Here is a 19,288-nt window from a genome sequence, read left to right as displayed (position 1 = left end):
AACATCATGTTTTTTATTTCAGGAAAGAAAATAATGCGCCTCATTGGCTCAGTTTCACTAATATTAAGTCTGATACTGATGGCTACTTTTAATGTTAATGCAGCGGATTCATCAGCCGATGTGACGTTAACATGCAAAATAACATCAAGTACAACGTTAGTTGATGTGAGCTCATTGGGCATTAATATTTCAGCTGCTGTGCCAGTAGGTACGATCGTTTATAGCGGCACGGCAACCGCTAACTTTAAATGTGCTTTGGATAATCTGCAGCAGTACGCAGATGGATTAAGCGGTGAGGTCTATTTTAAGCGCAAGGCGATTGACGCGGGTGCCCTGGGTTATGGATTGACGTTATATACTGGCTATGGCGGAGAGATGAGTACCGATGCCGCAAGTATTGCAACGGGTATCATGATTAGTACTTATGCTTTAACCAGCGGCGGAACCATTGGTTCATATACAGATGTCTCAATCAACGTACCTTATCAGATTGTAAAGACCTCCAACTCTATGTCAGCGTCTACTTCTCTTAAGAGCTATGTAAACGCTTTTGATGTTGGTTCGTTAATATCAGGTAAAGATGTATCATTCAACTTCACCAATATTAAAACAGGTATCACTGTTAAAGATCAGACCTGCTCAGTCGCCGGTGATACCAATCTGCCTGTGCCATTAGGTAGTTACACCACGAATCCCACTAGCGGTTTAGGATCAGGAATCGGTCAGACTAGCGCTACCACCGCATTTAATATTCAGCTTAACTGTGAGGCGCTTCTTTCGGGTTCGTTTGATGTGATGATGCAGTTGGATGGTGACGCGTCTGGCGGATTATCCGATTTGGGTGTGGTAGCACTTAATTCGGCCTCAACGGCGAGTGGCGTCGGTGTACAAATCCTTAATGAAAATGAGCAGCCGATTGCACTTGCTACTCCATTTAACATTGCGACTTACCCGCTCTCATCTGCCTTAGTGACGGTGCCACTCTATGCACGATATTATCAGACTGCTGCGAAAATCAATCCTGGCACGGCTAATGCAGTAGCAACGTATACGCTTAGTTACCAGTAATCAGCAGGGCTCTGCGGAGCCCTTCTTCATATTTTATCTACAGAAAAGGATTGTCTGTGAATAAACTCAAGGAAAAAAATAAGCTCAGGCTTGGTGTATCAGATGAAAGTCCATTTATTCTTTACTCTATCCGGAACATACTCATAAAGGAGTTTTCAGAACTTGATGTTATTGCTTATCCGGTTGAAGCTGATCTTTTGCTGTCTGTTATCAGAGAGGATATGCCCGATATATTAATAACGGACTTTTGCTTTAATTTTGACCGCAATGATGTCAATGGCGTGCGAAAAATAGAACAGATACATAAGCAAAACCCGGAATTAAAAATTATTATTTTTACTGCACAAAACAGCCAGGCTATTTTGAAAAGCATATTACAAATCCCGGTTAATGCCATCGTGCACAAGCGAGATGACATTCGTGATTTGGTCAAAGCATTCAATTGGGTTTGCTCATCCAACTCAGGAATATACTACTCGGAACAGATGAAGAGTTTAATGCTCTCTGCACCCGCAGATCCGGCACAAACACTTTTGTCACCTTCAGAAGTAGAGGTCATTCGATTATTCGCCATTGGATACAGCCTGATGGAGATAGCAAAAGCGCGTAAACGTAGCATAAGCACCGTTGCAACACAGAAATACAACGCCATGCGTAAGCTTCAGCTGCAATCAAACACAGATTTAATTAAGTATGTTTTTGCACAGGAACTCATTTAATCACCTGGCACGAAAAATTTTATAAACAGCGAAAATCATGAAATTTCATAATCTGAATATTGCATTACTGGCTCTAACCTGTGCTCCATTTTGCACATCTGCAACCAACCTGCAGCAAGCTGCTCAGGCTGCATTGAGCTACGACTCAGCATTACAATCCAGTCAGATGACCAGTGCGGCAGATAAACAAAAATACTGGCAAGGTATGGCCGGAATGCTGCCAACATTGACCCTGGAGGGAAACTGGGATCGTCAGGAACAACCGGATAAGAAATATCAGAGTGGGGTTACTAACCACAGTTACGATCTCAGCGTCAGACAACCGCTGTTTGATATGAGTAAATATGCCGGATGGCGTAAAGGTGTTGCGATTGCCAACACTGCTGAAGCACAGGCAAAACAGGCTGAAGAAAAGTTACTTAATGCCATCAGTAATGCTTATTTTACGGTGCTTTATCAGCAGGAAGTTTTACAGGCAGCCAAAGCCGCCAGCCATAACTTTAAGCAACAACAGCAGAAAATTCAGACCGGCTTAATCAACGGTCAAAATACCCGCACTGAACTGGATGAGGCTAAAGCTAACTACGCTCTGGCACAGGCTAAGGAAATAGAAGCTGGCAATCAGCTATTGCTTGCAGGCGAGGCATTTCGCCGTTTATCGGGTATCAGCCCGGACACCGTAGAACCGGTGAATTTTCAGTGCCTGAAAGCATCGCCCTATTCTTCTCTGACCGATGCAATTAATGCCAGCCAGCAGCGTAATACTGATATTAAAATTGCTCTTTTTCAGAATGACCAGGCAGATGCAGATGTCCTTGCGGCTGACGGCGCGCACATGCCAGTGGTCTCGCTCTATGCGCGATACGGCAAGAACTGGAGTCGTAATGACGACGACGACAATATCCTGTATGACGCAATCTTCGGGACGAACTCAAAGAGTAATAACCTCCAATATGGCGTAAACGTTTCTGTTCCGTTGTTTGCCGGCGGTAGTCAGGTTTCACAATCTTTTGAAGCATCTTACCGCCGTCAGGCAGCAAAGTATTCCATGATGGAAGCACAACGCAAAGCGGCAACCGATACCCGTTCTGCCTGGCTTAGCCTGACCAATGGCAAAGTTTTACTCAGTGCTCAAAAGAATGCCGTCGACTCAGCACGTGAAAAAGTGGTGTCGGTCCAGTATGGCCGTGAAATGGGCTTCCGCACCGTTAACGATGAACTGGATGCTCAGCAAAAATATTACACCGCACTCAAAGATCAGGCTGAAGCACGCTTAAGTTATCTCAATGCCCTGATCAGTCTGGCGCAAAGCACCGGATCGTTATCACTCGATATGCTGAATTATTTTCAGTGCCGTTAATCCCTCAATCATGATGAATCTATAAATGGAACAATCACTCTTCCGTCAGGAGGCGCTTGATGCCGCTAACCGGGGTAACCTGGGTATCGTGGCACTTTATTGTCCGCCCTATCGCTGGCTTGTTATTTCTGTGGTGATTTTTATTACTGCCGTGACAGCCCTGTTTTTCATTTTCGGCAGCTATACGAAATATGAATCCTCTACCGGAGAACTGCTGCCTGAGAATGGCATGTTAGTTGTTCCTCCTCCCGTAAGCGCAACCGTAGTGGATATTCCAGTTAAGGAGGGACAACTGGTCAAAAAAGATGATGTTCTTATGGTGTTGTCATCAGAAGTCTCAACACAGATGGGACAGACGCGTCAGGTTATCGCCGAAAATCTGGTGGCTCAGCGGGAACGACTTCAGCAGGATCTTCAGACGCTTGCCAAATTGCATGACGTCGAAATGAAAGGGTTATCCGACACCATCGCCAGTCTGAAACTCCAGCAGGAACAGCTGAGACTTCAACTGACACACCGTCGCAAGCAGGTCGCGTTAGCAAAGCTGCAACTCGATAAACTCAACGCTATGCACCTGGAAGGGTACGCCTCAAACCGTCAACTGGAAGAGCAGGAATCCAATCTGCTCGACAGTCAGGCACGTTACCAAGAGTATCAGCGTCAGCTGCTGGACACGTCGCAAAAAATTGTTCAGGCGGAGCAGCAACTGCATGAAAAGCCGCTGGATGATGAGAAAAAACGCAACGACATCGAACGGCAGCTGGCAGATAACCGTCAGGCAATGGCAGAGAATGAAGCACGCCGATCCATTGAGCTTCGTGCGCCGAAAAGTGGTTATGTCGGCATGATCATGGTCAAAAATGGCCAGATGCTGAATGCCGGCCAGTCGGCAGTCGCGATTCTGCCTAACAATACCAATCTTGTTGCCCGCATCATGGTCAACACGCAATCCATTGGCTTTATCCATCCAGGCCAGCGTGTCGTGCTGCGCTATAAAGCTTTCCCTTACCAAAAATTTGGCCAGCAATATGGCAAGGTAATCGAGGTCTCGCGAACCGCCCTCTCTCCTCAGGAAGTTACCACCTTAACCGGTAAAAACAATGTTCAGGAACAGCAGTACCGGGTTCTGGTCTCTCTGGATAAACAAACTATTTCTGCTTATTCGCAGAATGAAAAACTGAAGCCAGGTATGGCGCTGGATGCCGACTTTATTGTCGACAAACGTCGTCTCTATGAATGGGTACTGGAGCCGATTTTCGCGCTGGGACACAAAATTTCTCTCTGATTTAGAAGGTCTGTTCTGTGTTGTTATTAGAGAAACTCAATTTTAAATGGTTTAACCGCTTACCGATGATTCGTCAGTCACAGGCAGCCGAGTGCGGGCTGGCTTGTCTTGGCATGGTGGCTAATTATCACGGTCATCAGATCGACATGATCACGTTACGCCGCCAGTTCGCCACATCACTCAAAGGCGCCACTCTGGCTGATGTCATCGCTATGGCACAACAGCTCAATATGACTTCTCGCGCCCTGCGAGTGGAAATGGAAGAGCTGTCTAAATTGCGTATGCCCTGCATTCTGCACTGGGAACTGAACCACTTTGTGGTATTGAAGAAAGTACGCGGCAATAAGATCACCATTCACGATCCCGCGCGCGGGATCCGTGAACTGACATTTAAAGAAGCATCGACCGCCTTCACCGGGGTCGCGCTGGAACTGGTTCCCTCCTCTACCTTTGAAGTAAAAGAAGAGAAAGAAAGCATCTCAATGATGAAGCTGGTGGGCAGCGTGACCGGGGTAAAGTCTGCCTTTGCTCAGGTGCTCATCCTCTCAATCGCACTGGAGCTATTCGGCGTCCTCGGCCCCTTCTTTATGCAGTGGGTGATGGATATGGTGCTGGTTTCTGCTGACTATTCTTTGCTATCGCTGCTCGGTGTGGGCTTTATCATGATCGCGCTGTTTCAGACTATCGTTACAGCGTTGCGCTCATGGGTAATGAGCTGGTTCTCAAGTCAGCTCAGTGTGCAGTGGACCGTAAATGTCTGTCACCATATGTTAAAGCTGCCGCTGGAATGGTTCGAATCACGCCACGTCGGAGACATTCTCTCCCGTTACGGTTCGCTTAATACCATTCAGAGTACGCTGACTTCCCGTTTTATCAGCACCGTACTGGACGGTGTCATGTCAATCGTCACGGTAGTGATGCTTTTCATCTATAACGCGCAACTGGCGTGGCTGGTCATTGGACTTTTTCTCGCCTATGCACTGCTACGTTTCATGGCCTACGATCCGGTTCGCCGCGCCAATGAAGAACAAATCATCAGCTCGGCCCGTACCCAGTCTTCTCTGCTTGAAACGCTGCGCGGTATCCAGGCGGTTAAAACCAATAATAAACAGGTGCCCCGCCTCTCGGCATACATGAACTTTCTGGTGGATACCACCAATAAAGGCATCGTGATTCAGAAGCTCAACATCCTGTTCGGTTCGGCTCAGGGATTGCTAACTTCAGTGGGCCGTGTCGTTCTGGTCTGGCTTGCCGCGCTGCAGGTCCTGGATGGCAACTTCTCTGCCGGTATGCTGACCGCCTTTATCAGCTTTTCCGATCAATTCATGAGTCGCGGTTCAGGTTTGATCAATGCCATCATCGATTTTCGTATGCTGAGAATGCATGGTGAACGCCTGGCCGATATTGTTCTGTCTGAAACAGAAGCCAGTTCTGAGGGCAATCCGGGTCTGGTTAGTAAGGAAATCGACAAGGAGACAGACGTACCGCAGGACATCAAGCTCATCAATATCCGTTTTCGTTATGCGCCGACTGAACCCTGGGTTGTCGATGGTGCCAATCTGGAGATTAAAGCGGGTGAGAGCCTTGCCATCGTGGGGCCATCCGGCCAGGGCAAAACTACGATGGCCAAAATTATTCTTGGCCTGCTGCACCCTGAAGAAGGCACCATCACCGTGGGTGGCATGGACATCACTCAAACCGGACTTGAACATCACCGTAATCGCATCGGCTGCGTAATGCAGGATGACATTCTCTTTTCAGGCTCAATCAGCGAGAACATCAGCTTCTTTGATAACGAACCCGATCACGCAAAAATTACCCGCGTGGCCCGTCTGGCTCAGATTCATGGCGATATCATGAAAATGCCGATGAATTATCAAAGCCTGGTAGGTGATATGGGCTCGTTTTTATCGGGTGGCCAGCTACAACGTATCCTGCTGGCGCGCGCACTCTATCGTGAACCTAAAATCCTGGTACTGGATGAAGCCACCAGTCATCTGGATATCTATAACGAAGCGCAGATCAACAACGCAATTAAGCAGATGAAGATCACCAGAATCATCATCGCACACCGCCCGGAAACTATCCGAAGTGCCGATAAAATCGTCCTGTTAAATAACGGTACGCTCAGCGAAGTCACGGCAGAGCAGTTATTTGGGCAAACAATAAATCATAATGAAACGGAGATTACCCATGTATAAGACTATTTGTCGCTTCACTGAAGGCACAATTACCTTGCCGGAAGGCTACTCCGAGCGAACTCTGAATACGCTGGCTGATACACGATCTGTTCTGCCACCAATCACTATTTCCCGTGATAAGTTAGGCGACCATAACAACCCGGAAGAGTATATCCTTAGCCAGCTCGCTATCCTGCAAAAGCAGATGAAAGACTGGCAACAGGAAGCCCATCAATCAGTAGTTTTGGGGGATAACCTGACGACAGGAATCATGATTAGTTATGACTTCCTGCGACCAGATAATCTTCGTGTTTATCAGAAACAAGCCTTATTCACGCTCAATATGGAAGACATATTGATTTTCTCTCTGTCGAAAGCGAGCCCCATAACCGCTAACGATTTACAGCTTTTCTCAGATACCCTGAAAAGCTTCCGTACCTGGTAATCTGCAAAGTACAGATAAAACAAATCGGAAGAGCATATGCTCTTCCGGTTTGCGTTTCGGTTATCAGTCGATGCATTCAGTAACGCTGACAGGTGAAGAGATAGGAGAGCGGTCCGCCAACCAGATAGGTCTTTTTATCGATTCTGGTGATATCAAGCTGAAGATAACCCGGATCGAGCGTGATCTCAGCCAGCAGCAGATTAAACACGGCATCCGGCGTCGTATCGTTAGTCGAAGTAATAATTTCTCTTATTTTATAACGGTAAGTGTCACTATCAATCTTATTACCGGCACTGAGTGCAATACGTCGATTAACCGTTGTTACCTCATCACCAAACGTCACCTGCCCATTCAGTAATAAATATCCTGAATCAGAATTAATAAAACGTAGATCCTGGGAAACAGCAAACTCAATTTTTTTATTATCGTTGCGACTAAGATCGTAGCGGCTAAATGTTGAGCAGCGGAAAGGCAGTTCGTTTGTCCGGAGATTAAAATAGTTAATGCCTGCAAAGATCCCCAGCAACAGCATAGCCAGCATTATCGTCAGCGTAAGAGTGGCTTTCCGTTTCAAAACATTCTCCAGTCAAGATAGTAGAAGTTGTCACAGGAAACGATATGACCACTGCTGTTCAGGTTACATGCGGAAAGAATAGTCCGGCCATAATCTTTAGTTGTGAATGCCGTGTTTTTATCGAAATAGATGCGTCGACCCGGCACACAGGATTGATTATTCTCTTTAAGCATTTCAAGTATTTGCTTTTCCAGTGATTTTTGTTCAAACACCTCTAATCCCGGGATAATAACAGCTTCGCAACCGCCTTCCAGTTTGATGTTGCTCATAGAGGCACTCTTTTCAGCAGGCTGACGCACAGTGAAATACCATAAAGCACTGCCAAGCAGCACCAGCATGATTAGGGCGAGCAGGAGCTGTCCGAGATTCAGAGCGGGTTTTTCAACAACATGCTCTGCGATAACAGGATCGGGTAGCATGGGCTGACTATCTGCGACAGATACCACCTGCTTTGCAGGCATCTCATCAACCTGAACCTGCATCGCAACAAAAGCCGGAGAGGATTCGCGTTCTATTTTGATTTCAGTATTGAGTCGGATGCCAATTTTCGGAATGGTGATGATCAGGTTTTCACAGCCATAGGCTGCAAGCGCTCTGCGCAGAATACTCAGATACTGATTCAGATTGCTGTTTGATCCGCGCAGGCCATATTTATCCCAGACTTCGGTCAACAGGCTATCGCGCGACAGTATCTCACCTTCAGAATTCAGTAACTGTTCAAACAGCCGACCCGATGAAATACTCAGACTCAGCATTTCCTGAGTAGGAAGATGGCTTAGCGTACAGTCATCTGAATTGTAACTAATCTGATCATCGATAATGTAAATCATTAAGAAATCACTGAATTTGCGCTCATTTTGGACAGTATAATTCAGCTTATTTAAAGAAGCACTAAACAGTGAACGCAAGCGCAGGATAGTAAGGGACGTTAAAATCAGGCACTCAAGCGGGTATTCGATTCATGTCTCTGGCTGTGCGGCCCAGGATCGGCCGTTCAGAAGTTATCATCTGCGGAAGATTCAGCGTTATAAGCCCTGTCAGTGAACACACTATCCGTATGACTCCACTGGCTTGCTGAATCTGAAGATTAACGCTATCAGCACCCTTCATCCGCTGCAATTCATGGCTTTTGCCTGCAGCAGGGCCTGGAGTGTGGCCAGCAATCGGCTTTACCAGAGCGTACATTCATAAGTTTTTTGAATCGAAACAGGCCATTGGCAAAGTCATCTGTTCAAACCGGCTGGCGATGATCATGCAGCGTGCCGAAGCCGCGATAGCCGACGCTTCAGGAGCATCAGAACAACTGCGGCGGCTGTTTGGCACACTTTCTGGCACTGAGCTTTTTTTCACGAACGCAAACGCTATGATATTGCCGCCGTCGCATCACGTGATCGCTGACCATCAGCGATGGCTTGCGAAAAGCGGCTGCTGAACCTGATTCAGCAGACCCTCCGCCATGGAAGAGAAACCGGTGAGCTTGAGCGTAAAACCCCTGCAGACGAAGCAGCAGAAGCGATTTACAGGGTGATCAAACGCGATGCCAACCCAGTACTGTTGAAGTACAGCCTTGATGAAGGGGAAGAAGCCTCTGCCCAATTGGTCGCACTCGTATTACGCAGTCCCGCCCCCTGAACGTAAAACCTCAGTGACCCTTTACTTCATTGGACCTCTATCATCCCGATGAAGCAGCAGGCAATCTTGACCTGGTGACGCTTAATGCCCGATCTGCCGCGCATAATCTATGCCACGTCCAACGGATTTGGCTTTTTGGCGGCGTCAACACCCGCATCCTGCTGCGCTAAGTGGTAGTAACAGCACCGTAACGATTAAATCTGTGCATCCACACTGGCTGTGCGGGTTTTAAATTACAGGGATATTCTTGTGTGCGGGGTAATCTCAGACACGCCCTTTTGGCAATAGCTTTATAAATCTGTACCTTTCCTGACAAAATTGCCGGTGCCTTGCCGTCTGCCCTTTTTTTTCAGCACTACAATTAGTTGTATGAAAACAACTTCAGAGAACGTTGATGAAAATTGCAGCTTTTGATATTGGTGGTACCTCTTTAAAAATGGGTGTGATTGACGATCAGGGAAATATTCTGACCAGCGATAGTGCTGATATTTCTCATAACGCACGCGATAAAATACTTGATGAAATCCTGGCCTGGCTGGAGAAAAATCCCGGTTGTGCTGGTATTGCCGTCAGCACACCGGGTTATATTGATGCAGACGCCGGTTATATTGCCATGGGCGGCACCATACGTGACTTTGACCAGTTTCATCTGAACCAGTGGCTGACAGAAAAAACGTCCCTGCCTGCTACCGTCGAAAACGATGCACACTGTGCGCTACTGGCGGAAAAGTGGCTGGGAAAAGCAAAAAAGCTCAACGATTTCCTGATGCTGACGATAGGCACCGGGTTAGGCGGAGCGGCTTTTTGCAATGGCGCACTGATTCGGGGTGGACGCAACCGGGCGGGCGAGTTTGGTTGCCTGCTAACATCGCGTCCCACCAGCGGCAATATTGAACGTCATACCATGAGCCAGAGCTGTACCATGACGGCGCTGCGGGAGAATTACAGCCAGCTTATTGATAAGCCTGTCGACGACATCAGTGGTAAAGATGTCTTTGACGCATACGACCGTAATGAAGATGCCGCGCAGCAGGTGGTAAATAAATTTTATGCGGATCTTGCGGCCTGCTTATATAACCTGTTCAGCGTGTTCGATCCGCAGAGGGTATTTATTGGTGGAGGAATTACCGAGCGCGAACCCTTCCTCGAAGAACTGGGAGAGCAGCTGGCAAAATATGATCCTGATATCCGCATAGATGCCGCAACCTACGGTAACGACTCCGGCATGCTGGGCGCAACCTGGAATTACCTGCAGCGCCAGCCGGCGGGCAATAAGACCTGAGAGCTTTGCTTTCCCTGACATGAAAAGTTGTTATCAGGTCTTATCCGCAGAGGCTTAATGCTGGATGTTAGCCAGATCGTCTGAGGAAAGGCCTGTCATTTCCATAATGGTTTTACGTTCAAGGCCGCGCTGTAACATAACGCGAGCGATTTCCAGCGTGGCTTCGCGCTTACCTTCACTGCGGCCTTTCTCCATTCCCCGCTGTTCGCCCAGCTCAATACCTTCAGCGCGACCTATTTCAATACCTTTTTGCTCAAGCTGCTGTGCGATAGTCATCAGTGCATCTCCGTGTTGCGGCACCCGCTGTGCCAGTTCGCGAACAAAAGCTTCGTGATCAGCTGATTCACCTGCCTGCATTAAATAGTGTATCAGCGCCAATACCTGGGGTGAAGAAAGATAATCGGCCATCAGTAAGGTGCTCAGACGGTCAATGATCGAAGCCATATCACGTTGATGAATATGCTTCTGCATCAGCGTCAGTGCGGCCATGCTGCGGTGCGTCATAATCTCCTCATCAGGGATAACCGTAACGTCCACCAGCGGAAAAGCGCTTCTATAAAGTTGTTCTGCCACAGCCGGATCGTCAAATTCGTCGAACCAGCGGGTCGAATAAGGATAGGGCGTGCGCTTACCGGTGTAGAACAATACAGGGATTACCAGGGGCAGCTTTTTATGACCCGCCGCAAGATGCTGTTGCATAGCGGCAATCGCATAACGCATCAGACGAAACGCCATATGTCTGTCAGGTGTAGATTGATGTTCAATCAGAACGTGTATGTAGCCGTCCCCGGCTGAGGTTTTAAGACTGTACAGAACGTCACTAAAATATTGCCGCAAATCGTCTTCGACAAAGGAGCCGGATTCAAGCTTAAGTGTGCCGAGATCGCAGATTTTACGGAGTTCTTCAGGAAGATGCAGCTGCATAAAATCTCTGGCAACATCCGGATTTGCCAGAAACTGTCGGAATGTCGCATCATGAGGTACAGGGCTCTTTTTCTTTCTCATCGGTTTACTTTCTATAAGGTTCACATACTGATAGGTGAGGGGAAAATGGTTTATCCAGGCCGGATGCCAATATTATCGCTGTGTTATCTGTGAATTAAAATGCACTGCATCCATACTGGGTTAACTGTAATATTTAAAAGTAAAGTTAATGCATTCAAAATAAGTCACCCCTTGATAACAACAATTTAATTACTTATAAAACAGCAATATATATGCAGATAAACTGACAGAATTATGATCTTTCCATATCCACCAACAATATTTAAACCGAAACAAATAAGAGGCAATGAATTATAAAAAACAATTATTATCTGATTTAACTGTTTTTTCAGCATAACTCACCGATAATAAATCAGCTCAGTTAATATTTATAAACCATGCCTGTTAATTAGCAGCATTACTTTCACTAGCAATGTATTGTTATTTCCTGCCAGCCGCTATATCAGCATTGCTTTATTCGGTAACCGGGTTAATTAATGACTCTAAGCCCTGCAGTGGATATTAATGATGTCCCTATCCCCGTACGGGCGCATCAAACAGACTCAGCACCACGACGAGAAGGGTATAAACCAGCAGATAGAAAAGAATCAGCGCAGCCAGCAACATGCGATGGCTACGCATCTCACTTTTCTTCATGGTGCCATTCAGAAGGTGTAGCTCAATGCCAGCGTGGCCGAGGTACCATTGTGCCGGGCGACGATGGGGCTATCTGAAACATGCTTATCCAGCCAGGTGTAATCGCCAATCACGCTGACAGCCCAGGCGGGCGTGAACTGATGACTCCATGTCAGGCTGGTGTCTGTGCCATAAAATCCCCCCGCGGCGTTATAGCGTTCAAACCTGCTACGTGCACTCTGCCCGCTGCTCACGCCATACCAGGTATTCATATAACGCGCATCGCCAGCCAGACCTGCCACCTGCAATGCCACCGTATCGTCCTGGGTCTGCCAGGGGATCAAGGTTACAGACGTCCGGTACTGCACGCCCTGACTATCACTTAATGGCAGCGTCGCTTTACCCTCAACCACAAACCACGGGGTGACTGACCAGCCTGCTGCCAGCGCGGTGTTAACCGTTGCGTCGATATTGCCCATGCCTCTCAGCCGATCATCACCGTCGCGCCACGATGAATTGCGGTCAGAGCGACCCAGCCCGTAGCCCAGCGTATGTTCCAGATACAGCCCGTTATCCGCCTGCAGGTCATAGCCAATGCCTTTCAGCGAGTCGAAAAAGAATGCTCCGTCGCGCGCCTGAATGACCGGCATCAGCTGCCAGTGCTGCTTGTCTGCGCCGCTATAGCGCGGGGCATTAATACCCGCAATGCCCAGCGTCAGGCTGGGCGGTGGCGTGGCGCTTTCATCAGCTATAGCAGTAGCGGCACTCAACCCCAGCGAAAAACAGACCATGTGAAGCGTTATTTTTCCGGTTATCATCACGTTTCCTCATTATCACATCAGGTGCGGAGCTGAGGGATTCAGTGCCGCGTCACTGGCCGGAGTATGCGAGGCGAGTGTCAATGAACGACCAGGGATTTATGAAGAAACAGTCAAGGTGATCCGAAAATGCAGTCAAAACGTGTACTGATTATTGAAGATGACGCGGATGCGGCGGGTGTCCTTGAGGCCTACCTGAAACGTGAAAATTATGAGGTCATGATTGCCGGTGACGGAGCCGGCGGGCTGGAAACTGCAGGACGCTGGCAGCCCGATCTGATCCTGCTGGATATCATGCTGCCAGGCATGAACGGCACCGAAGTGCTGGCTGCGCTGCGGCGGCGTGACAATACTCCGGTAATCATGGTGACGGCGATGGGTGACGCGCCGGACCGTATCGGTGCCCTGCGCTATGGCGCAGATGACTACGTGGTCAAACCCTATCATCCGGGCGAGGTCGTGGCGCGCGTTCAGGCCGTGCTGCGCCGCAGCCAGAGTCATGCGCCCGTCGCAGAATTGCTGCGCTGGGCGGGTCTGGTGGTTGATCCGCTGGCACTCACCGCCGTGGTTGATAGTGAAAGTGATGCACCGCGCCGCCTCGATCTGACGCCCACTGAATTTTCCCTGCTGGTCACCCTGATGCGTGCGCCGACGCGGCCTTTTACCCGCCTGTTTTTGCTGGAGCATTGTCTGCCGGAAAGCGATGCACTGGAGCGTGTAGTCGATACCCACGTCTATAACCTGCGTCGTAAACTGGAGGCTGCAGGCATCTCTGACGTCTTACCGGCAGTTCGCAGCGTCGGTTACCGGTTCAGACAGCCATGAAGAACAATACGCATACCTCACTGTGGCGCTGGATCTGCATCCGGGTGCTGTTTCTGGCCATCGGCAGCGTGATCCTGATCGCCGCCTGTATGTGGCTGCGCTTTGCGGTGCAGGCGTTCTGGGTCTACTACCGCATGCCGCCCGCGCTGCTTAGTGAGTTCACCCAGCTGCGCCATCATCCCGCCAGCGATCCAGCGCGCTTTCATCAGATTGTCGATCAGTGGTGGGGGATCAACTTTTCCGATCCCTCGCTGGCATCATCTGACTGGCTGACAGTGCTGCTCCTGGTGGTGGTCACCATCCCGTTTATGGTGATGATGGCGCTGCGTTTCGCCCGTCCGCTGTCGGCGCAGTTCAGCCAGCTGGCGACGGCGGCGCGTGCGGTGTCGAAGGGGGAATTTGGCCGGACGGCGGCGGTAGTGAAAGAAGCGCCGCAGGAGCTGGTGCGCTTTACCGAAGATTTTAACCAGATGACGCAGCAGCTGGCGCGTTACGATCGCGAGTTGCGCACTTCGCATGTGGCGATGGCACACGAACTTCGCTCGCCACTGACGGCGGCAATGGGCCGCCTGCAGGGCATTCTGGATGGTGTCTTCCCTGCGGAGCCGCAGCAGCTGGCGATGATCATGAAGCAACTGACACAGCTCAGCCGCCTGACAGATGAACTGCATCTGCTGTCACTGGCAGATGCCGGGCAGCTTACCCTCAACCGAGAGCGATTTAATCTCTCTGAATTGCTGCGCGAGCGTACAGGCTGGCTGCTGCCACAGGCAGAAGAGTCGGGTGTAGCTATCAGCGTTCTCGCACCCGGCGATCTGCTGCTCTGCGCCGACGCCTTTCGCCTGGGTCAGGTCGTGACCATCCTCTGTGAAAATGCACTGCGCTACGCTGCCGACGGTGGCGCACTGTTGATCACGGCCAGCCAGAACGATAAGGCGACCGCACTCACTTTTCGTGATTACGGTCAGGGCGTAGAGCCAGACTTCCTGCCGCAGCTGTTTGACCGCTTTACCCGTGCTGACTCTTCACGCGCCCGTCACTCCGGCGGCAGCGGTCTGGGGTTGTCGATCGCCAAAGCGATTATCGAGGCGCACGGCGGATCGCTGCACGCCACGCTGCCTGCCGACGGCGGTCTGATGATTAGGATAACACTACCGGCGAGATAAATTGTTCTGACTTGACCATTTCTTGATGGTTCATGGAACGTTTCTGGACACAGGCCGGGTTCAATGAGCACAACTCATTACAGGAACCCGGTTATGACAGACTTCTTATCGGATGCTGCCCGCCAGGTGTGGCGTCATCTCTTCAGTGTTCATATCTTCGCACCGATCGTGTTCGTGCTGCTCGGCGTATTCATCATGACCGGCTGCCGGGACAACAATGCCGCCCCGCCAGCCGCCCCGCTCCGCCCGGTCAAAACGGTGATTGCCCCGCCGCTCAGCAGTGACGCGTCACGCGTGCTGACCGGTGAAATCCGCGCCCATGAAGAGATTGCGCTGGCCTTCAGGCTGGATGGCCGGGTGGTGAGCCGCGCTGTTGAGCTGGGTGACCGCGTAAGCATAGGGCAACCCCTGGCCGCGCTGGAAAATGATCAGCCTCGTAATCAGCTGAACAGTGCGCGGGCCGATCTCGACAGCGCTCGTGCCGCCGAACGGGTCGCCGCGCTTAACCTCCACCGGATGCGACTGCTGATGCCCGGCGGAGCCATCGCCCGCAGCCAGCTGGACAGTGCCGAGGGAGACTGGCAGAGCGCGCAGTCCCGCCGTCTCAGCAGCGAAGCGGCGCTGAAAAATGCCCAGGATAACCTCAGCTGGACCCAGCTCACTGCGCCCGCAGCAGGCCGGATTACCGCCCTTCCGGTTCAACCCGGTCAGGTGGTCAGCGCCGGACAGACTGTGATGACACTGGCAGCCGGTGATGCACGCGATGCCGTGTTTGATCTGACAACACCTGCTCTGCTGCGAGCTGACGGCCGGACTGCGCTGAAAGTAACGCTGCTCGCTGACCCGGGCATCCAGGCCAGTGGCACGATACGTGACATCAGCCCGCAGGCCGATTCACAGACCCGTACCTGGCGGCTGCGCATCTCAATGAATCAGCCACCGGAGGCGATGGCTCTGGGTGCCACCGTCACGGTCACGCTTCCCGATGCGCAACCGCCGGTCATCGCCCTGCCCGCCAGCGCCCTGACCCGCTTCGCAGACAAGCCTGCGCTGCTGGTGGTTGATGCGGCATCACGCTTACAGCTTCGTCCGGTGGTGCTGGCCCGCTTCAGCGCACAGCAAATCTTTGTCTCTGCCGGGATCCGGCCAGGCGAGCGCGTGGTTACCGCCGGTGTCGGCACCCTGCAGCCCGGTGAAAAAGTGACGCTGGCGCAGGAGGGATCATGAAAAAACTGACTGGCTTTAACCTCTCTGGCTGGGCACTGGCGCACCAGCAGCTGGTGGTCTTTTTCATGCTGCTGGTGATGGCGGCGGGTGTGCTGAGCTATGAACGTCTGTCACGTAATGAAGATCCGGCGTTTACCATTAAAACCGCGGTGATCTCTGCCCAGTGGCCCGGCGCTGACGTGAACACCACCGTGCAACTGCTGACGGACGTGCTGGAACAGAAGGTGCAGGAGATCCCTTCGCTGGATGCGGTTGAGAGCGAGACCCGCGCCGGAGAGACGATCATTTATGTCAACCTGCGCGATGACACGCCGCCATCTCAGGTGGCCGGTATCTGGTATCAGCTGCGTAAAAAGATGCATGACGTGACGTCTTCACTGCCGCAGGGCGTGCAGGGGCCGGCGGTTAACGACGAATTTGATGACACCTTCGGCACAATTTACGGCTTCACGGCGGATGGCTTTACCGCCAGAGAACTTCGCGATCGGGTTGATAACCTGCGCCGCAGTCTGGCCAGTCTGCCCGACATCGGCAAAACCAGTCTGCTGGGTGTACAGGAGCAGCAGGTGGTCATTGCCTTTTCCCCGCGCAAACTAAACGGCATGGGCCTTGATTTACAGCAGGTCAGTGACGCCATCAAAGCGCAGAACGATGTGGTGCCCGCTGGCAGCCTGCGTACTGACCGTGAGAACATCGCGCTGCGGGTCAGCGGCACCCTGACTTCGGTCGAAAGCCTGAAAACAATTACCCTGCATATCGGGGAGCGTTTCATTCCGCTGACCGACCTGGCGACCATCAGCCTGCAACCGGCTGAACCACCCGCGCCCACCTTTCGGGTTAACGGCGTGCCGGCTATCGGGCTGGCGATCTCGATGGCCGCCAGCGGCAACATGCTCGATTTCGGTAAACAGCTTAATCAGCGCATGCAGACACTCGCCGGTCAGTTACCACACGGCATCACCATGACTCGCGTAGCCGATCAGTCTTCCGTGGTGAAACAAGCGGTGAGTGGCTTTGTCCGGATACTGGGCGAAGCGGTTGTCATTGTGTTAGCTGTCTCCTTTGTTTCGCTGGGGCTGCGTGCCGGTCTGGTAGTGGCGGCAGCTATTCCGCTGGTGCTGGCGCTGACCTTTACCGGCATGTTGCTGGCGGGCATCGGACTGCAGCGCATCTCACTGGGCGCGCTGATTATTGCGCTCGGGCTGCTGGAGGATGACGCCATGATCACCGTCGAGGCGATGGTGGCGCGACTCGAAGCGGGCGACAGCAAGTGGCAGGCCGCAACGTATGCATTCAAAACCACCGCCTTTCCGATGCTGACCGGTACTCTGGTCATGATCGCCGGTTTTATTCCGGTCGGATTTGCCGCGTCCAGTGCCGGGGAGTATTGCTACTCACTTTTTGTGGTGATTACGCTGGCGCTGCTTTGCTCATGGGTTGTTGCGGTTATCTTCTCGCCGCTCACCGGCTGCTGGCTGCTGTCAGCGAAGCGCATCAAAGCCCACCAGCCGCCGGGCATGCTGATGCGCGGCTATCACGGGCTACTGGAGATGATTCTGCGCCACCGGCTGATGACGATTGGCGCAGCGATGACGGTACTGCTGGTCAGCCTTTACGCCACCACTTTTATGCAGGGTGAATTTTTCCCGGCGTCAGATCGCCCTGAACTGCTGGTCAGCCTGACGCTGCCCGCCAGCGCGGCCCAGGCGGAAACCACGCGCCGAACCGCACAGCTGGAACAGATGCTGCGCAACGATCGGGATGTAGCACACTTCACCAGTTACGTCGGCTCTGGCGCAATACGCTTCTATCTGCCGATGGATGTGCTGCTGGATAATGAAAACATCGCTCAGCTGGTGGTGGTGGCGAAAAGTCTGGCGGTACGCGATAGGCTTCGCAGCAGGCTGGAGAAGAAACTGGCAACAGATTTCAGTGATATCACGACGCGGGTCTCGCCGCTGGAGCTGGGTCCGCCGGTGGGCTGGCCACTGAAATATCGCATCACCGGCCCGGATAATGCCCGGGTGCGGCAGGCTGCCAGTGATCTGGCAGCGCTGATCGCCCGCTCTCCGCTGGCCCGCGGGGTGAATCTCACCGCCGGGGAGCCAGAACGGGTCATGACGCTGGCGGTAAACCAGACCGCCGCCCGAGCCGCCGGACTGTCGTCCGACACCATCGCCTCCGCGCTGAACACCCTGATGTCCGGCAGTTTGGTGACCACCCTGCGCGATCGCAACCGGCTGATTGATGTGGTGCTGCGCAGCAATGATACGGAACGGCAGAACACGGAGACGCTGGAAGGATTGATGATCACCAACGCCAGCGGACAGAAAATTCCGCTGCGCCAGGTGGCGACTCTGAACTGGGGCGTGGACGATCCGGTGATCTGGCGCCGTCAGCGACTCTCATACATTACCGTGCAGACCGACATTGCCCCCGGCCAGCGTGCTGAACAGGTCTCGCAACAGCTCGCGCCTGAGGTCGCCGCCCTGCGCGCCTCACTGCCAGCCGGATACGGAATTGAAGAAGGAGGCGTGGCGGCGGAATCGAACAAAGGCAACGGTTCGGTTTTTGCCCTGCTGCCAGTGACGCTCTGCGCCATGCTGGTCCTGCTGATGATTCAGCTGCAACGCTTCTCCGGCATGCTGCTGGCGCTGAGCATGGCTCCGTTTGGCCTGCCCGGCATTGTCTCCGCGATGCTGCCGGCGGGCACACCGCTGGGGTTTGTGGCGCTGCTGGGGATTATTGCGCTGGCGGGGATCATCATCCGCAACGCGGTGATTATGATCAGTGAAGTGGATGCGAACAACCGCGCCGGACTGCCTGCCGATGACGCTATCCGACAGGCCGCGCATCATCGGGCGCGTCCCATTCTGCTGACCGCCTGTGCTGCAATCCTCGGCATGATCCCCATCGCCCATCAGGTTTTCTGGGGTCCGATGGCGCTGGCGATTATTGGCGGTCTGGTCAGTGGCACGCTGGTGACGCTCACAGTGCTGCCCGCCGCGTTAAGTCTGCTGATGCAGCGACGGGCAGGTTAAAACAGTCGCATAAAATGCCTGGCGAACCCGTGCTGAGAACCGCGGG

16 protein-coding genes and 1 pseudogene are annotated in these 19,288 nt (G+C 52.0%); 12 read left to right on the top strand and 5 right to left on the bottom strand.

What is annotated here, in order from left to right:
- Window positions 1-6 precede the first annotated feature (6 nt).
- The 6 genes from F3I44_RS21125 to F3I44_RS21100 are packed head-to-tail and all read left to right on the top strand — an operon-like array spanning window position 7 to window position 7,057.
- Window positions 7-1,068 carry a fimbrial protein gene (locus F3I44_RS21125; RefSeq protein ID WP_150015379.1) on the top strand — a complete coding sequence of 354 codons (1,062 nt, stop codon included), beginning with the start codon at window positions 7-9 and terminating at the stop codon, window positions 1,066-1,068.
- A gap of 56 nt (window positions 1,069-1,124) precedes the next feature.
- Window positions 1,125-1,787, top strand: a complete 663-nt coding sequence (locus F3I44_RS21120) for a response regulator transcription factor (RefSeq protein WP_150015378.1) — start codon at window positions 1,125-1,127, stop codon at window positions 1,785-1,787.
- A gap of 37 nt (window positions 1,788-1,824) precedes the next feature.
- Window positions 1,825-3,147 carry a TolC family outer membrane protein gene (locus F3I44_RS21115; RefSeq protein ID WP_150015377.1) on the top strand — a complete coding sequence of 441 codons (1,323 nt, stop codon included), beginning with the start codon at window positions 1,825-1,827 and terminating at the stop codon, window positions 3,145-3,147.
- A 25-nt stretch (window positions 3,148-3,172) separates the two neighbouring features.
- Window positions 3,173-4,432, top strand: coding sequence for an HlyD family secretion protein (locus tag F3I44_RS21110; protein ID WP_150015376.1), 1,260 nt, complete (start codon window positions 3,173-3,175; stop codon window positions 4,430-4,432).
- A 17-nt stretch (window positions 4,433-4,449) separates the two neighbouring features.
- Window positions 4,450-6,633 carry a peptidase domain-containing ABC transporter gene (locus tag F3I44_RS21105; RefSeq protein ID WP_150015375.1) on the top strand — a complete coding sequence of 728 codons (2,184 nt, stop codon included), beginning with the start codon at window positions 4,450-4,452 and terminating at the stop codon, window positions 6,631-6,633.
- Entirely contained in the window at window positions 6,626-7,057 is a 432-nt protein-coding gene (locus F3I44_RS21100; RefSeq protein WP_150015374.1) for a DcrB-related protein, read from the top strand. The genes F3I44_RS21105 and F3I44_RS21100 overlap by 8 nt, the downstream gene beginning before the upstream one ends.
- A gap of 76 nt (window positions 7,058-7,133) precedes the next feature.
- Here F3I44_RS21100 and F3I44_RS21095 read toward each other — a convergent pair whose 3' ends face one another.
- Together F3I44_RS21095 and F3I44_RS21090 are read right to left on the bottom strand one after the other, a co-directional pair.
- A complete protein-coding gene (locus F3I44_RS21095) occupies window positions 7,134-7,631 on the bottom strand; it encodes a FidL-like protein (RefSeq protein ID WP_150015373.1) in 498 nt (165 codons plus the stop codon).
- Window positions 7,628-8,461 (bottom strand): winged helix-turn-helix domain-containing protein, encoded by an 834-nt coding sequence (locus tag F3I44_RS21090; RefSeq protein ID WP_150015372.1) that lies wholly within the window; start codon window positions 8,459-8,461, stop codon window positions 7,628-7,630. The genes F3I44_RS21095 and F3I44_RS21090 overlap by 4 nt, the downstream gene beginning before the upstream one ends.
- 329 nt (window positions 8,462-8,790) lie before the next feature.
- Between F3I44_RS21090 and F3I44_RS24360 the strand changes: the two are divergent.
- Window positions 8,791-9,263: pseudogene (locus F3I44_RS24360) on the top strand (TetR/AcrR family transcriptional regulator); the annotation flags it as partial.
- Between the two features lie 394 nt (window positions 9,264-9,657).
- On the top strand, window positions 9,658-10,545 hold the full coding sequence (locus F3I44_RS21080; protein ID WP_150015371.1) for an ROK family protein: 888 nt from the start codon (window positions 9,658-9,660) through the stop codon (window positions 10,543-10,545).
- A gap of 54 nt (window positions 10,546-10,599) precedes the next feature.
- On the opposite strand, the gene F3I44_RS21075 is transcribed toward F3I44_RS21080, so the two are convergent.
- The 3 genes from F3I44_RS21075 to F3I44_RS21070 all read right to left on the bottom strand — a co-directional run bounded on the left by F3I44_RS21075 (window position 10,600) and on the right by F3I44_RS21070 (window position 12,983).
- Window positions 10,600-11,550 (bottom strand): Rpn family recombination-promoting nuclease/putative transposase, encoded by a 951-nt coding sequence (locus F3I44_RS21075; RefSeq protein WP_150015370.1) that lies wholly within the window; start codon window positions 11,548-11,550, stop codon window positions 10,600-10,602.
- Between the two features lie 513 nt (window positions 11,551-12,063).
- Window positions 12,064-12,186, bottom strand: a complete 123-nt coding sequence (locus F3I44_RS24160; RefSeq protein WP_255467313.1) for a hypothetical protein — start codon at window positions 12,184-12,186, stop codon at window positions 12,064-12,066.
- An 8-nt stretch (window positions 12,187-12,194) separates the two neighbouring features.
- Window positions 12,195-12,983: a MipA/OmpV family protein gene (locus F3I44_RS21070; protein WP_150015369.1), complete on the bottom strand. Its 789-nt coding sequence runs from the start codon at window positions 12,981-12,983 to the stop codon at window positions 12,195-12,197.
- A gap of 129 nt (window positions 12,984-13,112) precedes the next feature.
- Between F3I44_RS21070 and F3I44_RS21065 the strand changes: the two genes are divergently transcribed.
- The 4 genes from F3I44_RS21065 to F3I44_RS21050 all read left to right on the top strand — a co-directional run bounded on the left by F3I44_RS21065 (window position 13,113) and on the right by F3I44_RS21050 (window position 19,242).
- Window positions 13,113-13,808: a response regulator gene (locus F3I44_RS21065; RefSeq protein ID WP_150015368.1), complete on the top strand. Its 696-nt coding sequence runs from the start codon at window positions 13,113-13,115 to the stop codon at window positions 13,806-13,808.
- Window positions 13,805-14,974 (top strand): cell wall metabolism sensor histidine kinase WalK, encoded by a 1,170-nt coding sequence (locus F3I44_RS21060; RefSeq protein WP_150015367.1) that lies wholly within the window; start codon window positions 13,805-13,807, stop codon window positions 14,972-14,974. The genes F3I44_RS21065 and F3I44_RS21060 overlap by 4 nt, the downstream gene beginning before the upstream one ends.
- Window positions 14,975-15,067: 93 nt before the next feature.
- A complete protein-coding gene (locus tag F3I44_RS21055) occupies window positions 15,068-16,201 on the top strand; it encodes an efflux RND transporter periplasmic adaptor subunit (RefSeq protein WP_150015366.1) in 1,134 nt (377 codons plus the stop codon).
- Window positions 16,198-19,242 (top strand): efflux RND transporter permease subunit, encoded by a 3,045-nt coding sequence (locus F3I44_RS21050; protein ID WP_150019608.1) that lies wholly within the window; start codon window positions 16,198-16,200, stop codon window positions 19,240-19,242. The genes F3I44_RS21055 and F3I44_RS21050 overlap by 4 nt, the downstream gene beginning before the upstream one ends.
- Window positions 19,243-19,288 lie beyond the last annotated feature (46 nt).

It is taken from the genome of Pantoea sp. F_5, from assembly GCF_008631595.1.
Classification (GTDB): domain Bacteria; phylum Pseudomonadota; class Gammaproteobacteria; order Enterobacterales; family Enterobacteriaceae; genus Pantoea; species Pantoea gossypiicola.
This window is presented reverse-complemented; position numbering and strand designations above follow the sequence as displayed.

What these genes read in the sequence shown, in the direction of transcription:
- F3I44_RS21125 (WP_150015379.1), top strand. Translation starts at nt 7, where the DNA reads ATGTTTTTTATTTCAGGAAAGAAAATAATGCGCCTCATTGGCTCAGTT.
- F3I44_RS21115 (WP_150015377.1), top strand. Translation starts at nt 1,825, where the DNA reads ATGAAATTTCATAATCTGAATATTGCATTACTGGCTCTAACCTGTGCT.
- F3I44_RS21110 (WP_150015376.1), top strand. Translation starts at nt 3,173, where the DNA reads ATGGAACAATCACTCTTCCGTCAGGAGGCGCTTGATGCCGCTAACCGG.
- F3I44_RS21100 (WP_150015374.1), top strand. Translation starts at nt 6,626, where the DNA reads ATGTATAAGACTATTTGTCGCTTCACTGAAGGCACAATTACCTTGCCG.
- F3I44_RS21090 (WP_150015372.1), bottom strand. Translation starts at nt 8,461, where the DNA reads ATGATTTACATTATCGATGATCAGATTAGTTACAATTCAGATGACTGT.
- F3I44_RS21080 (WP_150015371.1), top strand. Translation starts at nt 9,658, where the DNA reads ATGAAAATTGCAGCTTTTGATATTGGTGGTACCTCTTTAAAAATGGGT.
- F3I44_RS21075 (WP_150015370.1), bottom strand. Translation starts at nt 11,550, where the DNA reads ATGAGAAAGAAAAAGAGCCCTGTACCTCATGATGCGACATTCCGACAG.
- F3I44_RS24160 (WP_255467313.1), bottom strand. Translation starts at nt 12,186, where the DNA reads ATGAAGAAAAGTGAGATGCGTAGCCATCGCATGTTGCTGGCTGCGCTG.
- F3I44_RS21070 (WP_150015369.1), bottom strand. Translation starts at nt 12,983, where the DNA reads ATGATAACCGGAAAAATAACGCTTCACATGGTCTGTTTTTCGCTGGGG.
- F3I44_RS21065 (WP_150015368.1), top strand. Translation starts at nt 13,113, where the DNA reads ATGCAGTCAAAACGTGTACTGATTATTGAAGATGACGCGGATGCGGCG.
- F3I44_RS21060 (WP_150015367.1), top strand. Translation starts at nt 13,805, where the DNA reads ATGAAGAACAATACGCATACCTCACTGTGGCGCTGGATCTGCATCCGG.
- F3I44_RS21055 (WP_150015366.1), top strand. Translation starts at nt 15,068, where the DNA reads ATGACAGACTTCTTATCGGATGCTGCCCGCCAGGTGTGGCGTCATCTC.
- F3I44_RS21050 (WP_150019608.1), top strand. Translation starts at nt 16,198, where the DNA reads ATGAAAAAACTGACTGGCTTTAACCTCTCTGGCTGGGCACTGGCGCAC.